This window comes from Variovorax sp. P1_G12, from assembly GCF_056405555.1.
This window is the reverse complement of sequence record NZ_JBFUBW010000013.1, coordinates 137,952-154,553: the sequence shown is the minus strand read 5'-3', so window position 1 is coordinate 154,553 and position 16,602 is coordinate 137,952. Positions and strand designations below refer to the sequence as shown.

Below are 16,602 nucleotides of genomic sequence, written 5' to 3'. Positions count from 1 at the left end.
CGGCGTGCCGATTTGAATATAGCCCACAATGGCCGCCCGTCCACCGACCCCGCGATTTCGCCGTGCAGGATGCACGCGTAACGGGGCATTGCAGAAACGATCTCGAAAGGCGCTCATGTCCGGCTACTCCGACCCCGGCTTCGACACGCTGGCATTGCATGCCGGCGCCGCACCCGACCCCGCCACCGGCGCGCGGGCGGTGCCGATCCATCTCACCACCTCCTTCGTCTTCGAATCCAGCGACCATGCCGCGGCGCTGTTCAACCTCGAGCGCGCCGGCCACGTCTACTCGCGCATCAGCAACCCGACCAACGCCGTGCTCGAGCAGCGCGTGGCGGCGCTTGAAGGCGGCATCGGCGCGATCGCCACCGCCAGCGGCCAGGCGGCACTGCACCTGTCGATCGCGACGCTGATGGGTGCCGGCTCGCACATCGTCGCCAGCACCGCGCTGTACGGCGGCTCGCAGAACCTGCTGCACTACACGATGCGCCGCTTCGGCATCGACACCACCTTCGTGAAGCCGGGCGACCTCGACGGCTGGCGCGCCGCGATCCGGCCCGAGACCAAGCTGCTGTTCGGCGAGACCGTGGGCAACCCGGGACTCGACGTGCTCGACATTCCCGCGGTCAGCGAGATCGCGCACGCGGCCAAGGTGCCGCTTCTGGTCGATTCCACGCTGACCTCGCCCTACCTGATCAAGCCCTTCGACTGGGGCGCCGACCTGGTCTATCACTCGGCTACCAAGTTCCTCTCGGGCCACGGCACCGTGATCGGCGGCGTGGTGGTCGACGGCGGCAGCTTCGACTGGGAACGCTCGGGCAAGTTTGCCGAACTGACCCAGGCCTACGACGGCTTCCACAACATGGTCTTCAGCGAGGAGAGCACGGTCGGCGCCTTCCTGCTGCGCGCACGCCGCGAGGGCCTGCGCGACTTCGGCGCCTCGATGAGCCCGCACACGGCCTGGCTGATCCTGCAGGGCATCGAGACGCTGCCGCTGCGCATGGAGCGCCACATCGACAACACGCAGAAGGTGGTGGAGTTCCTGGCTTCGCATCCCTTCGTGTCGCACGTGGGGCATCCGCTGCTCGAATCGCACCCCAGCCATGCGCTGGCCAACAAGCTGCTGCGCCATGGCGCCAAGGGCGCCGGTGCGGTGTTCAGCTTCGACCTCAAGGGCAACCGCGAGCAGGGCAAGAAGTTCATCGAGGCGCTCAAGCTGTTCAGCCACCTGGCCAACGTGGGCGATTGCCGCAGCCTGGTGATCCATCCCGCGAGCACCACGCATTTCCGCATGAGCGACGAGGCGCTGGCGGGTGCCGGGATCTCGCAGGGCACCATCAGGCTGTCGATCGGGCTCGAAGACCCGGCCGACCTGATCGACGACCTCAAGCGCGCGCTGAAGAGCGCGGAAAAGGCAGGTGCGTGACATGAACCCCCACGCTCATCATTTCATGTATTCACTGCCCCCCGAGGGGGCGCACGCCGCCCTTGGGGCGGCCCGGCGGGAGGCGTGATGGAGTTTCTCGTCAACGGCCACGCCACCTACTGCTACACCGGCGGCAAGCTGCTCGACCCCGCCAAGCCGACCGTGGTCTTCATCCACGGCGTGCTCAACGACCACAGCGTCTGGATCCTGCAGAGCCGCTGGTTCGCCAACCACGGCTGGAACGTGCTTGCGGTCGACCTACCGGGCCACTGCCGCAGCGAGGGCCCGCCGCCCGCCACGGTCGAGGACGCCGCGGCCTTCGTGGTCGAGCTGCTCGATGCGGCCGGCGTCGCCAAGGCGGCGCTGGTCGGCCACAGCTTCGGCTCGCTGATCGCACTCGAGACCGCCGCCCGCGCGCCGGAACGCGTCTCGCACCTGGCGCTGGTCGGCACCGCCTATCCGATGACCGTGTCGCCGGCGCTGCTGGACGGCGCGCTCAACGATCCGCAGCGCGCGATCGCGATGGTCAACACCTTCTCGCATTCGATGCTGGCGCCGCCGCTCGGTCCGGGCGCCTGGCTCTACGGCAGTTCGCGGGCCCTGATGCGCCGCGTGCTGGCGAGCAACCCGGACGCCAATGTGTTCCACATCGGCTTCAAGGCCTGCAACGACTACGCCAACGGCGAACAGGCGCTGGCGAAGCTGAAGTGCCCGGTGCTGTTCCTGCTCGGCGAGGCCGACCAGATGACGCCGCCGCGTGCGGCCCGCACGCTCGCCCAAAAGGCGCCGGGCGCCAAGGTCGTCACCGTCAAGGCCGGTCACGCGCTGATGGGCGAGGCGCCCGACGAGGTGCTGTTCGCGCTGCGCGATTTCCTGGTCTGAGCGGCGTCAGCGCAGCGCGTTGATGTCGGTCATCTCGACCAGCGGGCTCGGCGCGCCGCGCTTGGCGGCGAGCAGCATGGCGCGCCCGACCTGCTCGCTGGTCGTGACCCGATTCGGCGCCCAGAGGCGAACCAAGCCGAACAACGGGTTCGCGATCACATAGGCCCATCGGTACAGCGCGGTCTTGGAACGCACGCCGTGCATCGGCTGGATCATGCCCGGGCGGAACATGTAGGCGGCCTTGAACGGCAGCCGCATCAGCGCGTTCTCGGTCGCGCCCTTGACGCGGGCCCACATGCGAGGCCCGCGCTCCGTGCTGTCGGTGCCGGCGCCTGTCACGTAGACGAAGGTCATCTGCGGATTGAGCCGGGCAAGGGTGCGCGCCGCCCCGAGCGTCAGGTCGTAAGTCACTCGCTTATAGTCGTCTTCGCTCATCCCGACCGAGGAAACGCCGAGGCAGAAGAAGCAGGCATCGAAGCCGGACAGCTCGGCTTCCACCGACGAAAGCTGGCCCGGATCGGGCACCACCAGGTCGCGCAGCTTGGGGTGCGTCTCGCCGCTCGGGCGTCGGCCGACGCACACGACGTCGGTCACGTCGCGGTCCAGCAGGCATTCGCGCAGCACGCCCTGCCCGACCATGCCGGTTGCGCCGAAGAGAAGGACTTTCATCGGCGGCCCGGGCTCAGGCGGTCAGGCGACCGAAAAGGTCCGCGGCTCGCGCTGGAGCGCGCCGAGCAGGGTCGCCACCTCGGGCGCCGATGCCTGGGCCGGCTGCAGCGCATCGAGCAGGCGCGCCAGGGTTTCGGCGTGGGGCAGCAAGGGCCCGATGAAGCGGGTTCCGGCATCGCTGGCGATCAGAAGCGTCGGAAAGGTCTCGACGTCGAAATCGTCCGCGATGTCCGCGTGGTCCTCGATGTCGACCCAGGCGAAGCGGAACTGCGGATGGGCGCGCGCCACTTGTTCGAACAGCGGACGGTACTCGCGGCAGGCACCGCACCATTCGGCGCACAGGCAGACGACCCAGAGACGGTCGTCGACAGCGGAGACGGAAAAGTCGGTCACGGCAGGGTCGGGAAATGGAGGGGTGGCGGAGAATCCGGCGCCATTATCGATTCGCCAGCAGATCCTGCAGCCGCAGGCTGTCCAATGGGCCTTGGTGCCACAGGCTGCGCAGCGGCGGCGCCTGCGGCATCAGCAGCTCCCGCAGCAGCGGCTCGAGCGAGTCGGCGGGGTCGGCCAGCAGCACGAAGCGCGGGTCGTCGTTGTCGCGCTCCTCGGCCAGCGGCGCAATCCAGTCGAGCGCCACCAGGGTCTCGAGCACCGGCGCGAGCTGCAGCGCATCGACCCTCATGCGGGCCACCAGTTCGGCCGCGCCCAGGCCGCTGGCGGGCGTGGACTTGGCGGCGTGGAGGTACTGCAGCACCTCGGCCGCGAGCTGCAGCGGCCAGCCGGCGGCGCCTCCGCGCCGCGCCACCCCGGTCAGCAGGCTGGGCAGGTAGGCCGCGATCACGGCGCCGAACAACACGATGACCCAGGCCACGTAGATCCACACCAGCAGGATCGGCACGGTCGCGAAGGCCCCGTACAGCACCGAATAGGTCGGCACCAGGCTCAGGTAGTAGGCCAGCACGCGCTTCGCGGCCTCGATCGCGACTGCGACGAAAACGCCCCCGGCCCAGGCGTGCGACCACCTGACGTGGGTGTTCGGCACAAAGCGGTAGAGCGCCGCCATGCCGCCGGCCAGCAGCACGAATTCGAAGGTGTCGAACAGCAGCTTGACGATCGCGCCGCCCACCACCTCGCGCGAGGCCGAGAAAAAGGCCGCCGTGGTGCTCAGGCTCAGCGCCAGCACCGGTGGCCCGAGCGTGATCACAGCCCAGTAGATCAGCACCCGCTGGGCCAGCGGCCTCGGCTTGCGCACCCGCCAGATGTTGTTGAGCGTCTTGTCCATCGTGAGGATCAGCGCCACCGCGGTCACCAGCAGCACCACCAGCCCGGCCACGCCCAGGCCGCTGGCCTTGCTCGCGAACTGGTTCAGGTAGCCCAGCACCTGGCGCGCGATGTTGTCCGGGATCAGGCTGTCGATCAGCCAGCGCTGGACCCGGCCCTGCATCGTGCTGAACATCGGGAACACCGTGAACAGCGCCGCCGCCACGGTGAAGAAGGGCACCAACGCGATGGTGGTGGTGAAGGTCAGGCTGCTGGCCGTCAGGCCCAGGCGGTCTTCGCGAAAACGCTCGCCCAGCACGGCGGCGGTGTTGCCCCAGGGAAAGCGCGAAAGATCCCTCCAGAGTTGCCGGCGATTCATGGCCGGTATCATGCCACCGGGTCCTCCGCCGCTCCGGCGCAACCCGTTCGAACTGACCTGCCGTGACCGCGTCCCACCTCCCTCCCGCCTCCGTTTCCGCCACCCGCTGGCTCGCCGTCGGCAGCCTCGTCGGGCTGATCGTGCTCGGACTCGCCTGGGAGCTATGGCTGGCACCGCTGCGCCCGGGGGGATCCTGGCTGGCGCTCAAGGTGCTGCCGCTGGTGGTGCCGCTGGCTGGCCTGCTCAAGAACCGCATGTATACCTATCGCTGGGTCAGCCTGATGGTCTGGCTCTATTTCACCGAAGGCGTGGTGCGCGCCTGGAGCGACACCAACGGTGTCGGCCAGGTGCTGGCGCTGATCCAGGTCCTGTTGTGCCTGGCGCTTTTCACGGCCTGCGCCTGGCATGTGCGGCTGCGGCTGCGCAACGCCGCCCAGGCACGCAAACTCGAAGGGGCGACGCCATGAGCGTTTTGCTGGACAGGCTTCGCTCGATCGTCGGCGCGGCGAATGTGCTGACCGAAGGCGACCTCAGCGCCTGGGAGCAGGACTGGCGCAAGCGCTCGCGCGGCAAGGCGCTGGCGGTGGTGCGCCCGGGCAACACCCTGCAGGTGGCCGAGGTGGTCAAGGCCTGCGCCGCGGCCGGCACCACGCTGGTCCCACAGGGCGGCAACACCGGCCTCGCGGTCGGCTCGATTCCGGACGAGAGCGGCACCCAGGTGCTGTTGAGCCTGCAGCGTCTGAACCAGATCCGCAACATCGACGCCGCCAACCTCACGATGACGGTCGAAGCCGGCTGCGTGCTGCAGACCTTGCAGGAAGCGGCGCGCAACGCCGGCTTCCTGTTCCCCCTGAGCCTGGCGGCCGAAGGCAGCTGCACGATCGGCGGCAACCTGGCGACCAACGCCGGCGGCACCCAGGTCGTGCGCTACGGCAACACGCGCGACCTCTGCCTCGGGCTCGAGGTCGTGACGCCGCAAGGTGCGGTCTGGGAAGGCACCAGCGGCCTGCGCAAGGACAACACCGGCTACGACCTGCGCGACCTGATGATCGGCAGCGAGGGCACGCTGGGCATCATCACTGCCGCGACCATGAAGCTGTATCCGCTGCCGGCCGCCCAGCTCACGGCCTGGGCGGCAGTGCCTTCGCTCGACCATGCGGTCAGGCTGCTCGGCCTGGCGCACCAGCGGCTCGGCCCCGGCCTGACCGGTTTCGAAGTGATGGGCCGTTTCGCGCTGAGCCTGGTCGCCAAGCACTTCCCCGCCCTGCGCGTGCCGTTCATCGACGATGCGGCCGTGCCCTATTGCGTGCTGCTCGAGAACTCCGACAGCGAGTCCGAGGACCATGCCCGCGCGCGCTTCGAGGCGCTGCTCGAAACGGCATTCGAGGACGGCTGCGTGACCGACGCGGTGGTCGCCGAAAACCTCACACAGGCACACCAGCTCTGGCACATCCGCGAGAGCATCCCGCTGGCGCAGGCCGAGGAAGGCCTGAACATCAAGCACGACATCTCGATCGCGGTGTCGCGCATCCCGGCCTTCGTGGCCGAGACCGACGCGCTGCTGGCGCGCGAGATCCCGGGCGTGCGGCTGGTGAACTTCGGCCATCTCGGCGACGGCAACCTGCACTACAACGTGCAGGCGCCGGAGGGCGGCGACAACAAGGCCTTCCTGCGCGACCACGAGGACCGCATCAACACCCTGGTCTACGACGCGGTCGAGGCCTTCGAAGGCTCGTTCTCGGCCGAGCATGGCGTCGGCTCGCTCAAGGTCGACAAGCTCGAGAAGCACAAGTCGCCGGTGGCGCTCGAGATGATGCGCGCCATCAAGCGCGGGCTCGATCCGCAGAACATCCTGAATCCGGGCCGGGTGATCCGGCTGGAGACCCCTCAACAATGAACCGCCCCATCCGCTCCCAATACGAAGACTTCATGCGCCGCGTCGACAGCACCGGCGTGCAAAAGGGCGACCGCACCGGCACCGGCACCAAGAGCGTGTTCGGCTACCAGATGCGCTTCGACCTGAACGAAGGCTTCCCGCTGGTCACCACCAAGAAGGTGCACCTGAAGTCCATCATCCAGGAACTGCTGTGGTTCCTGACCGGTTCCAGCAACAACAACTGGCTCAAGGAGCGCGGCGTCACGATCTGGGACGAATGGGCGCGCGAGGATGGCGACCTCGGCCCGGTCTATGGCGTGCAATGGCGCAGCTGGCCGACACCTGACGGCGGCCACGTCGACCAGATCCAGCAGGTGATCGACACGCTGCGCAGCAACCCCGATTCGCGCCGCATCATCGTCAGCGCCTGGAACGTGGCCGAACTGTCGAAGATGGCGCTGATGCCCTGCCATGCCTTCTTCCAGTTCTACGTCGCGCCGCCGCAGGCGCCGGGCGAGCGTGGCAAGCTGAGCTGCCAGCTCTACCAGCGCAGCGCCGACATCTTCCTCGGCGTGCCCTTCAACATCGCGAGCTATGCGCTGCTCACGCACATGGTGGCGCAGCAATGCGACCTGGACGTCGGCGACTTCATCTGGACCGGCGGCGACTGCCACATCTACAGCAACCACGCCGAGCAGGTGGCGCTGCAGCTGAGCCGCCAGCCGCTGCCCTACCCGACGCTCCAGATCAAGCGCAGGCCGGCCTCGATCTTCGACTACCAGTACGAGGACTTCGAAGTGGTCGGCTACGAGCACCATCCCGCCATCAAGGCGCCCGTGGCGGTCTGAACGCGATGCGCATCAACCTGATCCTCGCGCGCGCCGCCAACGGCGTGATCGGACTCGACGGTGTCATGCCCTGGCACCTGCCCGAAGACATGGCGCATTTCAAGCGCCAGACCGCGGGCGCGCCCGTGATCATGGGCCGCAAGACCTGGGACTCGATCCCGCCGCGCTTCCGGCCGCTCGCCGGCCGCCGCAACATCGTGGTCACGCGCAATGCCGAGTGGCAGGCCGAAGGCGCAGAGCGGGCGGGCAGCCTCGAGGAGGCGATCGCCCTGTGCGAGCGCGGGCAGGCCACCGAGGCCTGGGTGATGGGCGGCGCGCAGATCTATGCCGAGGCCGAGCCGCTGGCCCAGCGCGTGGTGCTGACCGAGATCGACCGCGACTACGAGGGCGACGCCTGGGCGCCTGAATTCGGCGCCGGCTGGCAGCAGACGGCGCGCGAATCGCATGTCGCGGCCAACGGGTTGCCGTTCAGCTTCGTGACGCTCGAGCGAGGCTGAATCGCCTCTGTGGACGGGCAGACGGCCCAGACGGCCGATTCTGCTCGACGTTCGACGGCTTCTGCCGCTGCACTTACGGTACATCGTAGGGTAGGACAGACCCACCGCTCGACGACCCTGCCGCCGGTCCCGCGCATCACGCCTCGCACCGAGGCGGTCTGACAGCGTCGGCGCGGCGCACGCGCTCGCCACGGGCGGCCTCGTCGTGCACACCTCCCGCCCCCTTGCGCCCGGTCCTGGCCGACCTGCGCCCCATGCTCCAAAACCCTGATTGATTTAATTATTGATGTTATTACGATAACCGCCTCGATCCACGCTTCCTCCTCCATGTCCTCCGCCCCCACCATCGCCGACATCGCCCGCTCCGCCGGTGTGGGTACGGCCACGGTCGACCGGGTGCTCAACCGCCGTCCGGGCGTCAATGCCGAGACCGTCCAGCGGGTGATGCAGGTGGTCGAGGAACTGGGGGCCCCGCAGCAGCCGGGCCGGCCTCGCCGAGGCGCGAACGCGCGCTTCGCCTTTGTGCTTCCCGCCGATGCCTCGCCCTTCCTCGACCTGGTCGAGCGGCAGATCGCGCAGGCCGCCGGCGATTTCCGGCACGCCCACATCACCGAGATCACGCACCGCCTGGACGCCACCGACCCGGCGCGCTTCGCCGAGGAGCTCGCGCAGGTGAGCGACTGCGAAGGCATCGCCTTGCTGGCGCCCGACCTGCCGCCGATCAAGCGCGCCATCAACGAACTGGTGCGCACGGGAGTCCACGTCGTGACCCTGTTCTCCGACGTCGCGGGCTCCATGCGCGAGATCTGCATCGGCGCCGACAACCGCGCCGCCGGCCGCACCGCCGGCCTGCTGCTGGGACGGATGGCCAACGACAGCCGGCGCGACATCCTGCTGCTGTCGTCGCAGGCGACGCGGCTGTCGGCCGAGATCGAGCGCCGCATCGGCTTCGCCCACGTCATCGAGGAGCGCTTCCCCCGATTGCGCATGGTGCGCACGCCGGACCTGCCGGCCGATGACGACGGCGCCTGCCGCGCACTGCTCGATGCACTGAAGAACGGCATCGACCCGGCGCGCGTGGCCGGCATCTACAACGTGGGCTCGGGCAGCGCCGGCGTGGCGCGCGCACTGGCCGAGTCCGGGCTGGCACCCCACGCCGGCGTGGCGGCGCACGACTTCACCGACGAGAACGCCTCGCTGCTGAGCGCCAATGCCCTCTCCTACGTCCTGCACCAGGACATCCATTACTGCGTGTTGACGGCGGCGCGTGTCCTGCGCGCGCTGTGCGAGAACGTCCGCGGCGCACTCAACGTGGTGCAGCCGCGCATCGAGATCCTGACGGCCGAGAACCTTCACTGAGCGGACGCCGGGTATGTGCCCCTGATCCCAAACCTTTTGGAGACAGCTCATGAAATCGATGTCGAAGATGCTCCCGGGGGTGATCGCCCTCGCCGCAGCCACCGTGCTCAGCCTGACCAGCGCCGACGTGCGCGCGCAGGACAAGACCATCACCCTGTGCTGGGCTGCCTGGGACCCGGCCAACGCGCTGGTCGAACTCTCGAAGGACTTCACCACCAAGACCGGCATCAAGATGAAGTTCGAGTTCGTGCCGTGGACCAGCTTTGCCGACCGCATGCTCAACGAGCTCAACTCCAAGGGCAAGCTGTGCGACCTGATCATCGGCGACAGCCAGTGGATCGGCGGCGCGGCCGAGCAGGGCCAGTACGTCAAGCTCAACGAGTTCTTCAGCAAGGAAGGCATCAAGATGACGGACTTCGCGCCCGCCACCGTGGTGGGCTACGCCGAGTGGCCGAAGAACACGCCCAACTATTGGGCCCTGCCGGCGATGGCCGACGCGGTCGGCTGGACCTACCGCAAGGACTGGTTCGCGAAGCCCGAATTGCAGGCCGAATTCAAGAGCAAGTACAACCGCGACCTGGCGCCGCCGAAGACCTGGGCCCAATTCAAGGAGGTGGCCGAGTTCTTCCAGGGCCGCATGATCGACGGCAAGAAGGTCTACGGCGCCTACCTGTTCACCGAGCGCGGCTCCGAAGGCATCACGATGGGCGTGACCAACGTGCTCTATCCGATGGGCTTCAAGTACGAGGACCCGAAGAAGCCGTATGCCATGGACGGCTTCGTGAACTCGCCCGACGCGGTGCGCGGCCTCGAGTTCTACAAGGCGCTCTACAAGGGCAGCACGCCGCCCGGCCTGACCAATGCCTACATGACCGAAGGGCTCGATGCCTTCAAGTCGGGCCAGGTCGCGATGATGATGAACTGGTTCGCCTTCTTCCCGGGCCTCTACAAGGACCCGAACGTCGGCGGCGACAAGATCGGCTTCTTCGTCAATCCGTCGGACAAGGCCAAGGGCGTGCAACTCGGCGGCCAGGGCATCTCGGTGGTCTCCTATTCGCCGAACCGCAACGAGGCGCTGCAATACATCAAGTGGTTCGCCAACCCCGAGGTGCAGAAGAAGTGGCAGGCCATCGGCGGCTCGTCGGCCGCCAAGGCGGTGCTGAACGACCCGGCCTACCCGAAGAGCTCGCCCTTCGCGCAGCCCTTCCTCGACTCGATGGACATGGTGGTCGACTTCTGGGCCGAGCCTTCGTATGCTCAACTGCTGTTGTCGATGCAAAAGCGCGTGCATGATTACGTGGTCGCAGACAAGGGCACCGCGAAGGAGGCACTCGATGCGCTGGTGGTCGACTGGAAGAAGGTCTTCAAGGACGACGGCAAGTCGAAGTAGGCGCCCTCCTTCGGCACCCACCCCACGTTCGCCGATGCAAAACCCGGCCGTCATCGTCGTCCGCGCCGCACAGGCCACGCCACCCGGCGTGGCGGTGCGGATGCGCGGCCTCTCCGACCGCGCGATCGCCTGGCTGTTCGTCGGCCCGACGATGCTGCTGCTGCTGGCGATCAACATCTTCCCGCTGATCTGGACGATCAAGCTGTCGTTCACCAACTACCGCGCCAACCGGCCGAACGCGGCGGTGGTCGACGTCGGCATCGACAACTACGTGTCGGTGCTGACCGACCCCGACATCTGGCTGGCGATGCAGGCCACCGCCCACTTCCTGTTCTGGACCATCTTCCTGCAGGTGCTGATCGGCTTCTCGCTGGCCTACCTGATCGACCGCAAGTTCCGCGGCCACGGCTTCTGGACCACGATGATCCTGATCCCGATGATGCTGTCGCCCGCGGTGGTCGGCAACTTCTGGGCCTTCCTCTACCAGCCGCAGACCGGCCTGTTCAACTACGCCGTGTCGTACCTCTCGGGCGTTCCGGCGTCGTCGTTCGAGATGATCGGCTCGGTCAAGCTCGCGCCCTGGGCGATCATCATCGTCGACACCTGGATGTGGACGCCCTACGTGATGCTGATCTGCCTCGCGGGGCTGCGGTCGATCCCCGACTACATCTACGAGGCGGCCGAAGTCGACCGGGCCTCGAAGTGGCGCCAGTTCTGGTCGATCACGCTGCCGATGGTGCTGCCCTTCATCATGCTGGCGGTGCTGTTCCGGGGCATCGAGAACTTCAAGATGTTCGACATGGTCAACCTGCTGACTTCGGGCGGTCCCGGCTCGGCCACCGAGCTGGCGTCGATCACCCTCAAGCGCGAGGCCTTCGAGAAATGGCGCACCGGCTATTCGTCGGCGTTCGCGATCATCCTTTTCGTGGCGGTGTTCGGCCTGGCGAACATCTACGTCAAGGCGCTCAACCACGTGAAGAACCGCTGAAGGCATCACCATGAGCACCGGCATCAGCACCGCGCACTCCGTCGTCGAACCGAGTTCACGCACCCGGGCCTTCGCGGGCGGCATCGTGGTCCTGTACGCCCTGGTCACGATGATTCCGCTGGCCTGGATCATCCTGACCGGCTTCAAGACGCCGCCCGATTCGATCAGCTATCCGCCGAAGGTGCTGTTCACGCCCTCGCCGCAGGGCTACTGCAACCTCTTCACCACGCGCTCGCGCCAGACGCCCGAATACATCGCCGCGCTGCCGCCGCCGAGCGACATCTGCGACAAGGTGGCGCGCGGCGACAACATGGTGGTGGCCGGCCGGTCGAACTACATCCCGCGCTTCGTCAACTCGCTGATCATCGCCTTCGGCTCCACCGTGCTGTCGGTCGGCATCGGCGTGATGGCGGCCTACGCCTTCTCGCGCTTCGACGTGCCGCTGAAGGACGACCTGCTGTTCTTCATCCTGTCGACGCGGATGATGCCGCCGATCGCGGTGGCGATCCCGATCTACCTGATGTATCGCGAGCTCGGGCTGTCGGACACGCGCCTGGGCATGATCCTTCTCTACAGCGCGGTCAACGTGTCGCTCGCGGTGTGGCTGCTCAAGGGCTTCATCGACGAGATCCCGCGCGAGTACGAAGAGGCGGCGATGGTCGACGGCTACACGCGGCTGCAGGCCTTTCGCAAAGTGGTGCTGCCGCAGGCCACCACCGGCATCGTCGCCACCTCGATCTTCTGCCTGATCTTCGCCTGGAACGAATACGCCTTCGCGGTGCTGCTGACCTCGGGCACGGCGCAGACCGCACCGCCCTTCATTCCGATCATCATCGGCGAAGGCGGGCAGGACTGGCCCGCGGTCGCGGCCGGCACCACGCTGTTCCTGATTCCGATCCTGGTGTTCACGATCCTGCTGCGCCGGCACCTGCTGCGCGGCATCACCTTCGGCGCCGTGCGCAAGTAGGAGTGCCAGCCATGCCGACCGCCCCGCCCCCGACCGCACCGCGCCGCTGGCCGCGCTGGCTGCGCCGCGGACCGATGGAGATCGTCGCCTGCATCGTGATCACCGCGGGCCTGGTGATGATGCTGCAGCCGCTCGCGATGAGCCTGTTCACCTGGTCGTTCCTGACCACCCTGGTCGGCACCGCGCTGTTCATGGTGGTCTCCAAGTTCCCCGTCTGAGCCATGGCCGAGATCCGCGTCCACCAGCTGCACAAGGCCTTCGCCGACTTCACCGCGGTGAAGAGCTCGAGCTTCACCGTGCGCGACGGCGAGTTCTTCTGCCTGCTCGGTCCTTCGGGCTGCGGCAAGACCACCACGCTGCGGATGATCGCCGGACTCGAGCTGCCGACCTCGGGCCAGATCTTCCTCGGCGACGAGGACGTCAGCTTCAAGCGCGCGTCGGCACGCGACATCGCCTTCGTGTTCCAGATGTTCGCGCTCTATCCGCACATGAACGTGCGGCGCAACATCGGCTTCCCGCTGGTCTCGCAGGGCATGGCGCGCGCCGAGATCGGCCGCCAGGTCGAGCAGGCGGCGCGCACGTTGCGCATCACGCACCTGCTCGACAAGCCGGTCTCTCAGCTGTCGAGCGGCGACCGGCAGCGCGTCGCGCTCGGCCGCGCCATCGTGCGCCAGCCGCTGGCCTTCCTGATGGACGAGCCGCTCGGCGCACTCGACGCCGAGTTCCGCGAAGTGATGTGCCAGGAGCTGCGCGCGCTGCACGACCGGCTGCGCGCCACCACCGTCTACGTGACGCACGACCAGATGGAGGCGATGGCGATGGCCGACGTGATCGCGATCATGAACGACGGCGTGATCGAGCAGCTCGGCGCGCCGCTCGAGGTCTACGAGCGACCGGCCAGCGTCTTCGTGGCCGACTTCATCGGCGCGCCGTCGATGAACTTCCTGCCCTTCGAGGCGGGCCTCGCGAACGGCGAGAAGGCGATCCGGATCGGTGCCGCGCCGGTCGACGTGCCGGCCTTGCGCGAAGACCTCGCGCCACGGGCCCTGCTGTGCGGCGTGCGGCCCGAGCACGTGCGCTTCGACGCGGCATCCGCGTTGCGCGCCGAAGTGCTCGCCACGGAATACCTGGGCACCAGCACGGTCGTGACGCTGGCCACCGCACAGGGCGCGACGGTGCGCGCCAAGGTCGACGTCGCGCTGCCGGTGGCGCGCGGCGACCACGTCGGGCTGGCCTTCGATGCCTCGGCGATCTCGCTGTTCGATGCGGCATCGGGCCGTGCGCTGCGCACCGCCCGCGACGAGGCCCCGCAGCGAGCCCGGCAGGGAGCGCGCCATGGCTGAGCTTCGACTCGCGAATGTAGGCAAGCGCTTCGGCGCGGTGCAGGCGGTCGACGGCCTGAGCCTGGACATGCCGAGCGGCGAATTCTTCGTGCTGCTGGGCCCGAGCGGCGCCGGCAAGACCACCACGCTGCGCCTGGTGGCCGGCCTCGAACGGCCGGACGCCGGCCGCGTATCGATCGGCGGGCGCGACGTGACGGCCCTCGCGCCGGCGCTGCGCGACGTGGCCTTCGTGTTCCAGCAGTATTCGCTCTATCCGCACCTGAGCGTGTACGACAACCTGGCCTTCCCGCTTCGCTCGCCGCTGCGGCCGGTGCCGGAGACCGAGGTGCGGCGAAAGGTCGAGGACGTGGCGCGCATGCTGCGCATCCACGACAAGCTCAAGAACCCGGCGACCCGGCTCTCGGGCGGCCAGATGCAGCGCGTGGCGATCGGCCGCGCGCTGGTGCGCAGCCCCTCGCTCTACCTGATGGACGAACCGCTGTCCTCGCTCGATGCCAAGCTGCGCAACGACCTGCGGCTCGAACTCAAGCGCATCCAGCAGGACCTCGGCGCCACCCTGCTGTACGTGACGCACGACCAGATCGAGGCCATGACGATGGCCACCCGCATCGGCGTGCTCGACGCCGGCGCGCTGGTGCAGGTCGGCACGCCGCAGCAGATCTACGAGAACCCGAGCAGCGCCCACGTGGCCTCGCGGCTCGGCTCGCCGCGCATCAACCTCTTTGCGCGCGCGCTGGTTCCGGCGCTCGCCGCGCCGCCGGAAGCGATGACGGTCGGCGTGCGGGCCGAGCACCTGCGGCTGCATCGCCAGCCGGCCGATACGGCACACCGCACCGCCAGGGTCCGGCGCATCGAGCGTCTGAGCGACCTGCACCTGGTGCACGTCGGGCTCGACGACAGCGAGCAGGAGCTGATCGTCTCGGCTCCGGCGAACGAGAGCTTCGAGCCGAACGACGCGGTGCAGGTCGAACTGACGCGCCCGCTCTGGTTCGATGCCGAAGGCCGGCGCATCGGCGCCTGAACACACCACACATCACGGGAGCACACATGGCCGACATCGAACTGATCCGGAACGCAACGCAGACGCTGATCGACCACGTCGATGAGCTGACCGCGCTCGACCAGGCGATCGGCGACGGCGACCACGGCCTCAACATGCGGCGCGGCGCGCTGGCCATCCAGGCCAAGTTCGACGAACTGGGCGGCCAGTCGCTCAACGAGGCGCTGCGCACGATGGGCATGACCTGCATGTCGACCATCGGCGGTTCCTCGGGTCCGGTGTTCGGCACGCTGATGGTCACGCTCGGCAAGGAACTGCCCGATCCGCCCACGGCGAGCAGCCTGGCCAGCGCGCTGGACGCGGGCATCAAGGCACTGACCCGGCTGGGCAAGGCCGAGGTCGGCCAGAAGACCTTGCTCGACGTGCTCGACCCGGTGCGCAGGGTGCTCGCCGAAGGCGGCGGCGACCTGGCCGGCCGGGTCCGCGCATGCGCCTTCACGAGCGCCGACGCCACCGCCGCGATGGATGCCATCAAGGGCCGCGCGTCCTTCCTCGGCGAACGCGCGCTGGGCCACGTCGACCCGGGCTCGCGCTCGGTGGCACTGATCATCGGCGCGATCTGCGACAGCCTGCAATCGCCCGCCCGACCGACTTCCCTTTCCGCCTGAAAGCGCACCATGAAGAAGCTCATCAACGAGGTCGATTCCCTGCTGTCCGAATCCCTGGACGGCTTCGCGGCCGCGCACGCCGATATCGTGACCCTCGGCGAGGGCGGCCAGTTCGTGCGCCGGCGCACGCCCAAGCCCGGCAAGGTCGCGCTGATCTCGGGCGGCGGCTCGGGGCACGAGCCGCTGCACACCGGCTTCGTCGGCCACGGCATGCTCGATGCAGCCTGTCCGGGCCAGGTGTTCACTTCGCCCACGCCCGACCAGATGCTGGCCGCGGCGCAGGCCGTGGACACCGGCGCCGGCGTGCTGTTCATCGTCAAGAACTATTCCGGCGACATGATGAATTTCCAGATGGCCGCCGAGATGGTCGACTGCGACAACGAGACGGTCATCGTCAACGACGACGTCGCCGTCGAGAACTCGACCTACACGACCGGCCGCCGCGGCGTCGCCGGCACCCTGATCGTCGAGAAGATCGTCGGCGCCGCGGCCGAACGCGGCGACGGTCTGGCGGCGCTCAAGGCGCTCGGGGATTCGGTCAACAAGGCGACGGCCTCGATGGGTGTCGCGCTCAGCTCGTGCACCGTGCCGGCGGCCGGCAAGCCAACCTTCCAGATCGGTCCGGAAGAGATGGAGATGGGCGTCGGCATCCACGGCGAGCCCGGCCGGCGCCGGGTCAAGCTGGCGTCGGCCGACGACATCGCGGCCGAGCTGAGCGGCGCGATCCTCAAGGATCTGTCGCTCAAGCCCGGCCAGGAGGTGCTGCTGCTCGTCAACGGCTTCGGCGGCACGCCGCTGATGGAGCTTTACCTGATGGTGCATGCGGTGCGCAGGGTGCTCGACGGCCACCGGCTGAAGGTCGCGCGCCATCTGACGGGCTCCTACGTCACTTCGCTCGAAATGGCGGGCTGCTCGGTCACGGTGAGCGCGATGGATGCCGCGACCCTGGCGCTGTGGGACGCGCCGGTGCATACGGCGGCGCTGCGCTGGGGGATGTAATCGGGGCTTCCGGCGGCTAAAGTCCTAGGAAATCATCCTGGACTTTCCCCT

The 16,602-nt window shown here is 68.1% G+C and carries 18 protein-coding genes; 15 read left to right on the top strand and 3 right to left on the bottom strand.

Annotation, left to right across the window (positions count from 1 at the left end; all coding sequences use genetic code 11):
• The first annotated feature begins 115 nt into the window (after window positions 1-115).
• Both AC1D2O_RS17155 and AC1D2O_RS17150 read left to right on the top strand, forming a co-directional pair.
• Window positions 116-1,426, top strand: a complete 1,311-nt coding sequence (locus AC1D2O_RS17155; RefSeq protein WP_478090613.1) for an O-acetylhomoserine aminocarboxypropyltransferase — start codon at window positions 116-118, stop codon at window positions 1,424-1,426.
• 87 nt (window positions 1,427-1,513) lie between these two features.
• Window positions 1,514-2,308, top strand: coding sequence for an alpha/beta fold hydrolase (locus AC1D2O_RS17150; RefSeq protein WP_478090614.1), 795 nt, complete (start codon window positions 1,514-1,516; stop codon window positions 2,306-2,308).
• Between the two features lie 6 nt (window positions 2,309-2,314).
• Here AC1D2O_RS17150 and AC1D2O_RS17145 read toward each other — a convergent pair whose 3' ends face one another.
• From AC1D2O_RS17145 to AC1D2O_RS17135, 3 genes are read right to left on the bottom strand one after another with little or no spacing between them, the layout of a single operon-like run.
• Complete coding sequence (locus tag AC1D2O_RS17145; protein ID WP_478090615.1) at window positions 2,315-2,977, bottom strand: NAD-dependent epimerase/dehydratase family protein; 663 nt, start codon at window positions 2,975-2,977, stop codon at window positions 2,315-2,317.
• Between the two features lie 21 nt (window positions 2,978-2,998).
• On the bottom strand, window positions 2,999-3,370 hold the full coding sequence (locus AC1D2O_RS17140; RefSeq protein ID WP_478157568.1) for a thioredoxin family protein: 372 nt from the start codon (window positions 3,368-3,370) through the stop codon (window positions 2,999-3,001).
• Between the two features lie 43 nt (window positions 3,371-3,413).
• The gene (locus AC1D2O_RS17135) at window positions 3,414-4,628 is read right to left on the bottom strand and encodes a YihY family inner membrane protein (RefSeq protein ID WP_478090617.1); all 1,215 of its coding nucleotides are present in this window, start codon (window positions 4,626-4,628) and stop codon (window positions 3,414-3,416) included.
• 50 nt (window positions 4,629-4,678) lie between these two features.
• Here AC1D2O_RS17135 and AC1D2O_RS17130 point away from each other — a divergent pair, with 50 nt between their 5' ends.
• The 13 genes from AC1D2O_RS17130 to dhaK all read left to right on the top strand — a co-directional run bounded on the left by AC1D2O_RS17130 (window position 4,679) and on the right by dhaK (window position 16,551).
• Complete coding sequence (locus tag AC1D2O_RS17130; RefSeq protein ID WP_478090618.1) at window positions 4,679-5,083, top strand: DUF2069 domain-containing protein; 405 nt, start codon at window positions 4,679-4,681, stop codon at window positions 5,081-5,083.
• Window positions 5,080-6,513, top strand: a complete 1,434-nt coding sequence (locus AC1D2O_RS17125; protein ID WP_478090619.1) for an FAD-binding oxidoreductase — start codon at window positions 5,080-5,082, stop codon at window positions 6,511-6,513. The genes AC1D2O_RS17130 and AC1D2O_RS17125 overlap by 4 nt, the downstream gene beginning before the upstream one ends.
• Window positions 6,510-7,340 (top strand): thymidylate synthase, encoded by an 831-nt coding sequence (locus AC1D2O_RS17120; protein ID WP_478090620.1) that lies wholly within the window; start codon window positions 6,510-6,512, stop codon window positions 7,338-7,340. The genes AC1D2O_RS17125 and AC1D2O_RS17120 overlap by 4 nt, the downstream gene beginning before the upstream one ends.
• A gap of 5 nt (window positions 7,341-7,345) precedes the next feature.
• A complete protein-coding gene (locus AC1D2O_RS17115) occupies window positions 7,346-7,837 on the top strand; it encodes a dihydrofolate reductase (protein WP_478090621.1) in 492 nt (163 codons plus the stop codon).
• 327 nt (window positions 7,838-8,164) lie between these two features.
• A complete protein-coding gene (locus AC1D2O_RS17110; protein WP_478090622.1) occupies window positions 8,165-9,196 on the top strand; it encodes a LacI family DNA-binding transcriptional regulator in 1,032 nt (343 codons plus the stop codon).
• Window positions 9,197-9,254: 58 nt separating this feature from the next.
• Window positions 9,255-10,586, top strand: coding sequence for an ABC transporter substrate-binding protein (locus tag AC1D2O_RS17105; protein WP_478157594.1), 1,332 nt, complete (start codon window positions 9,255-9,257; stop codon window positions 10,584-10,586).
• Between the two features lie 34 nt (window positions 10,587-10,620).
• A complete protein-coding gene (locus AC1D2O_RS17100; RefSeq protein WP_478157566.1) occupies window positions 10,621-11,574 on the top strand; it encodes a carbohydrate ABC transporter permease in 954 nt (317 codons plus the stop codon).
• 10 nt (window positions 11,575-11,584) lie between these two features.
• Window positions 11,585-12,541 (top strand): carbohydrate ABC transporter permease, encoded by a 957-nt coding sequence (locus AC1D2O_RS17095; RefSeq protein WP_478090947.1) that lies wholly within the window; start codon window positions 11,585-11,587, stop codon window positions 12,539-12,541.
• Window positions 12,542-12,552: 11 nt separating this feature from the next.
• Window positions 12,553-12,759 (top strand): hypothetical protein, encoded by a 207-nt coding sequence (locus AC1D2O_RS17090; protein ID WP_478090945.1) that lies wholly within the window; start codon window positions 12,553-12,555, stop codon window positions 12,757-12,759.
• A 3-nt stretch (window positions 12,760-12,762) separates the two neighbouring features.
• Window positions 12,763-13,884 carry an ABC transporter ATP-binding protein gene (locus AC1D2O_RS17085; RefSeq protein WP_478090943.1) on the top strand — a complete coding sequence of 374 codons (1,122 nt, stop codon included), beginning with the start codon at window positions 12,763-12,765 and terminating at the stop codon, window positions 13,882-13,884.
• Window positions 13,877-14,905, top strand: coding sequence for an ABC transporter ATP-binding protein (locus AC1D2O_RS17080; RefSeq protein ID WP_478090941.1), 1,029 nt, complete (start codon window positions 13,877-13,879; stop codon window positions 14,903-14,905). The genes AC1D2O_RS17085 and AC1D2O_RS17080 overlap by 8 nt, the downstream gene beginning before the upstream one ends.
• A gap of 26 nt (window positions 14,906-14,931) precedes the next feature.
• The gene (gene dhaL, locus AC1D2O_RS17075; RefSeq protein WP_478090939.1) at window positions 14,932-15,552 is read left to right on the top strand and encodes a dihydroxyacetone kinase subunit DhaL; all 621 of its coding nucleotides are present in this window, start codon (window positions 14,932-14,934) and stop codon (window positions 15,550-15,552) included.
• 9 nt (window positions 15,553-15,561) lie between these two features.
• Complete coding sequence (gene dhaK / locus AC1D2O_RS17070) at window positions 15,562-16,551, top strand: dihydroxyacetone kinase subunit DhaK (protein ID WP_478090938.1); 990 nt, start codon at window positions 15,562-15,564, stop codon at window positions 16,549-16,551.
• Window positions 16,552-16,602 lie beyond the last annotated feature (51 nt).

Bases quoted from the DNA above. Each gene is read 5' to 3' on its own strand.
- AC1D2O_RS17155 (WP_478090613.1), top strand. From the start codon at position 116: ATGTCCGGCTACTCCGACCCCGGCTTCGACACGCTGGCATTGCATGCC.
- AC1D2O_RS17150 (WP_478090614.1), top strand. From the start codon at position 1,514: ATGGAGTTTCTCGTCAACGGCCACGCCACCTACTGCTACACCGGCGGC.
- AC1D2O_RS17145 (WP_478090615.1), bottom strand. From the start codon at position 2,977: ATGAAAGTCCTTCTCTTCGGCGCAACCGGCATGGTCGGGCAGGGCGTG.
- AC1D2O_RS17135 (WP_478090617.1), bottom strand. From the start codon at position 4,628: ATGATACCGGCCATGAATCGCCGGCAACTCTGGAGGGATCTTTCGCGC.
- AC1D2O_RS17125 (WP_478090619.1), top strand. From the start codon at position 5,080: ATGAGCGTTTTGCTGGACAGGCTTCGCTCGATCGTCGGCGCGGCGAAT.
- AC1D2O_RS17120 (WP_478090620.1), top strand. From the start codon at position 6,510: ATGAACCGCCCCATCCGCTCCCAATACGAAGACTTCATGCGCCGCGTC.
- AC1D2O_RS17115 (WP_478090621.1), top strand. From the start codon at position 7,346: ATGCGCATCAACCTGATCCTCGCGCGCGCCGCCAACGGCGTGATCGGA.
- AC1D2O_RS17110 (WP_478090622.1), top strand. From the start codon at position 8,165: ATGTCCTCCGCCCCCACCATCGCCGACATCGCCCGCTCCGCCGGTGTG.
- AC1D2O_RS17105 (WP_478157594.1), top strand. From the start codon at position 9,255: ATGTCGAAGATGCTCCCGGGGGTGATCGCCCTCGCCGCAGCCACCGTG.
- AC1D2O_RS17100 (WP_478157566.1), top strand. From the start codon at position 10,621: ATGCAAAACCCGGCCGTCATCGTCGTCCGCGCCGCACAGGCCACGCCA.
- AC1D2O_RS17095 (WP_478090947.1), top strand. From the start codon at position 11,585: ATGAGCACCGGCATCAGCACCGCGCACTCCGTCGTCGAACCGAGTTCA.
- AC1D2O_RS17090 (WP_478090945.1), top strand. From the start codon at position 12,553: ATGCCGACCGCCCCGCCCCCGACCGCACCGCGCCGCTGGCCGCGCTGG.
- AC1D2O_RS17085 (WP_478090943.1), top strand. From the start codon at position 12,763: ATGGCCGAGATCCGCGTCCACCAGCTGCACAAGGCCTTCGCCGACTTC.
- AC1D2O_RS17080 (WP_478090941.1), top strand. From the start codon at position 13,877: ATGGCTGAGCTTCGACTCGCGAATGTAGGCAAGCGCTTCGGCGCGGTG.
- dhaL (WP_478090939.1), top strand. From the start codon at position 14,932: ATGGCCGACATCGAACTGATCCGGAACGCAACGCAGACGCTGATCGAC.
- dhaK (WP_478090938.1), top strand. From the start codon at position 15,562: ATGAAGAAGCTCATCAACGAGGTCGATTCCCTGCTGTCCGAATCCCTG.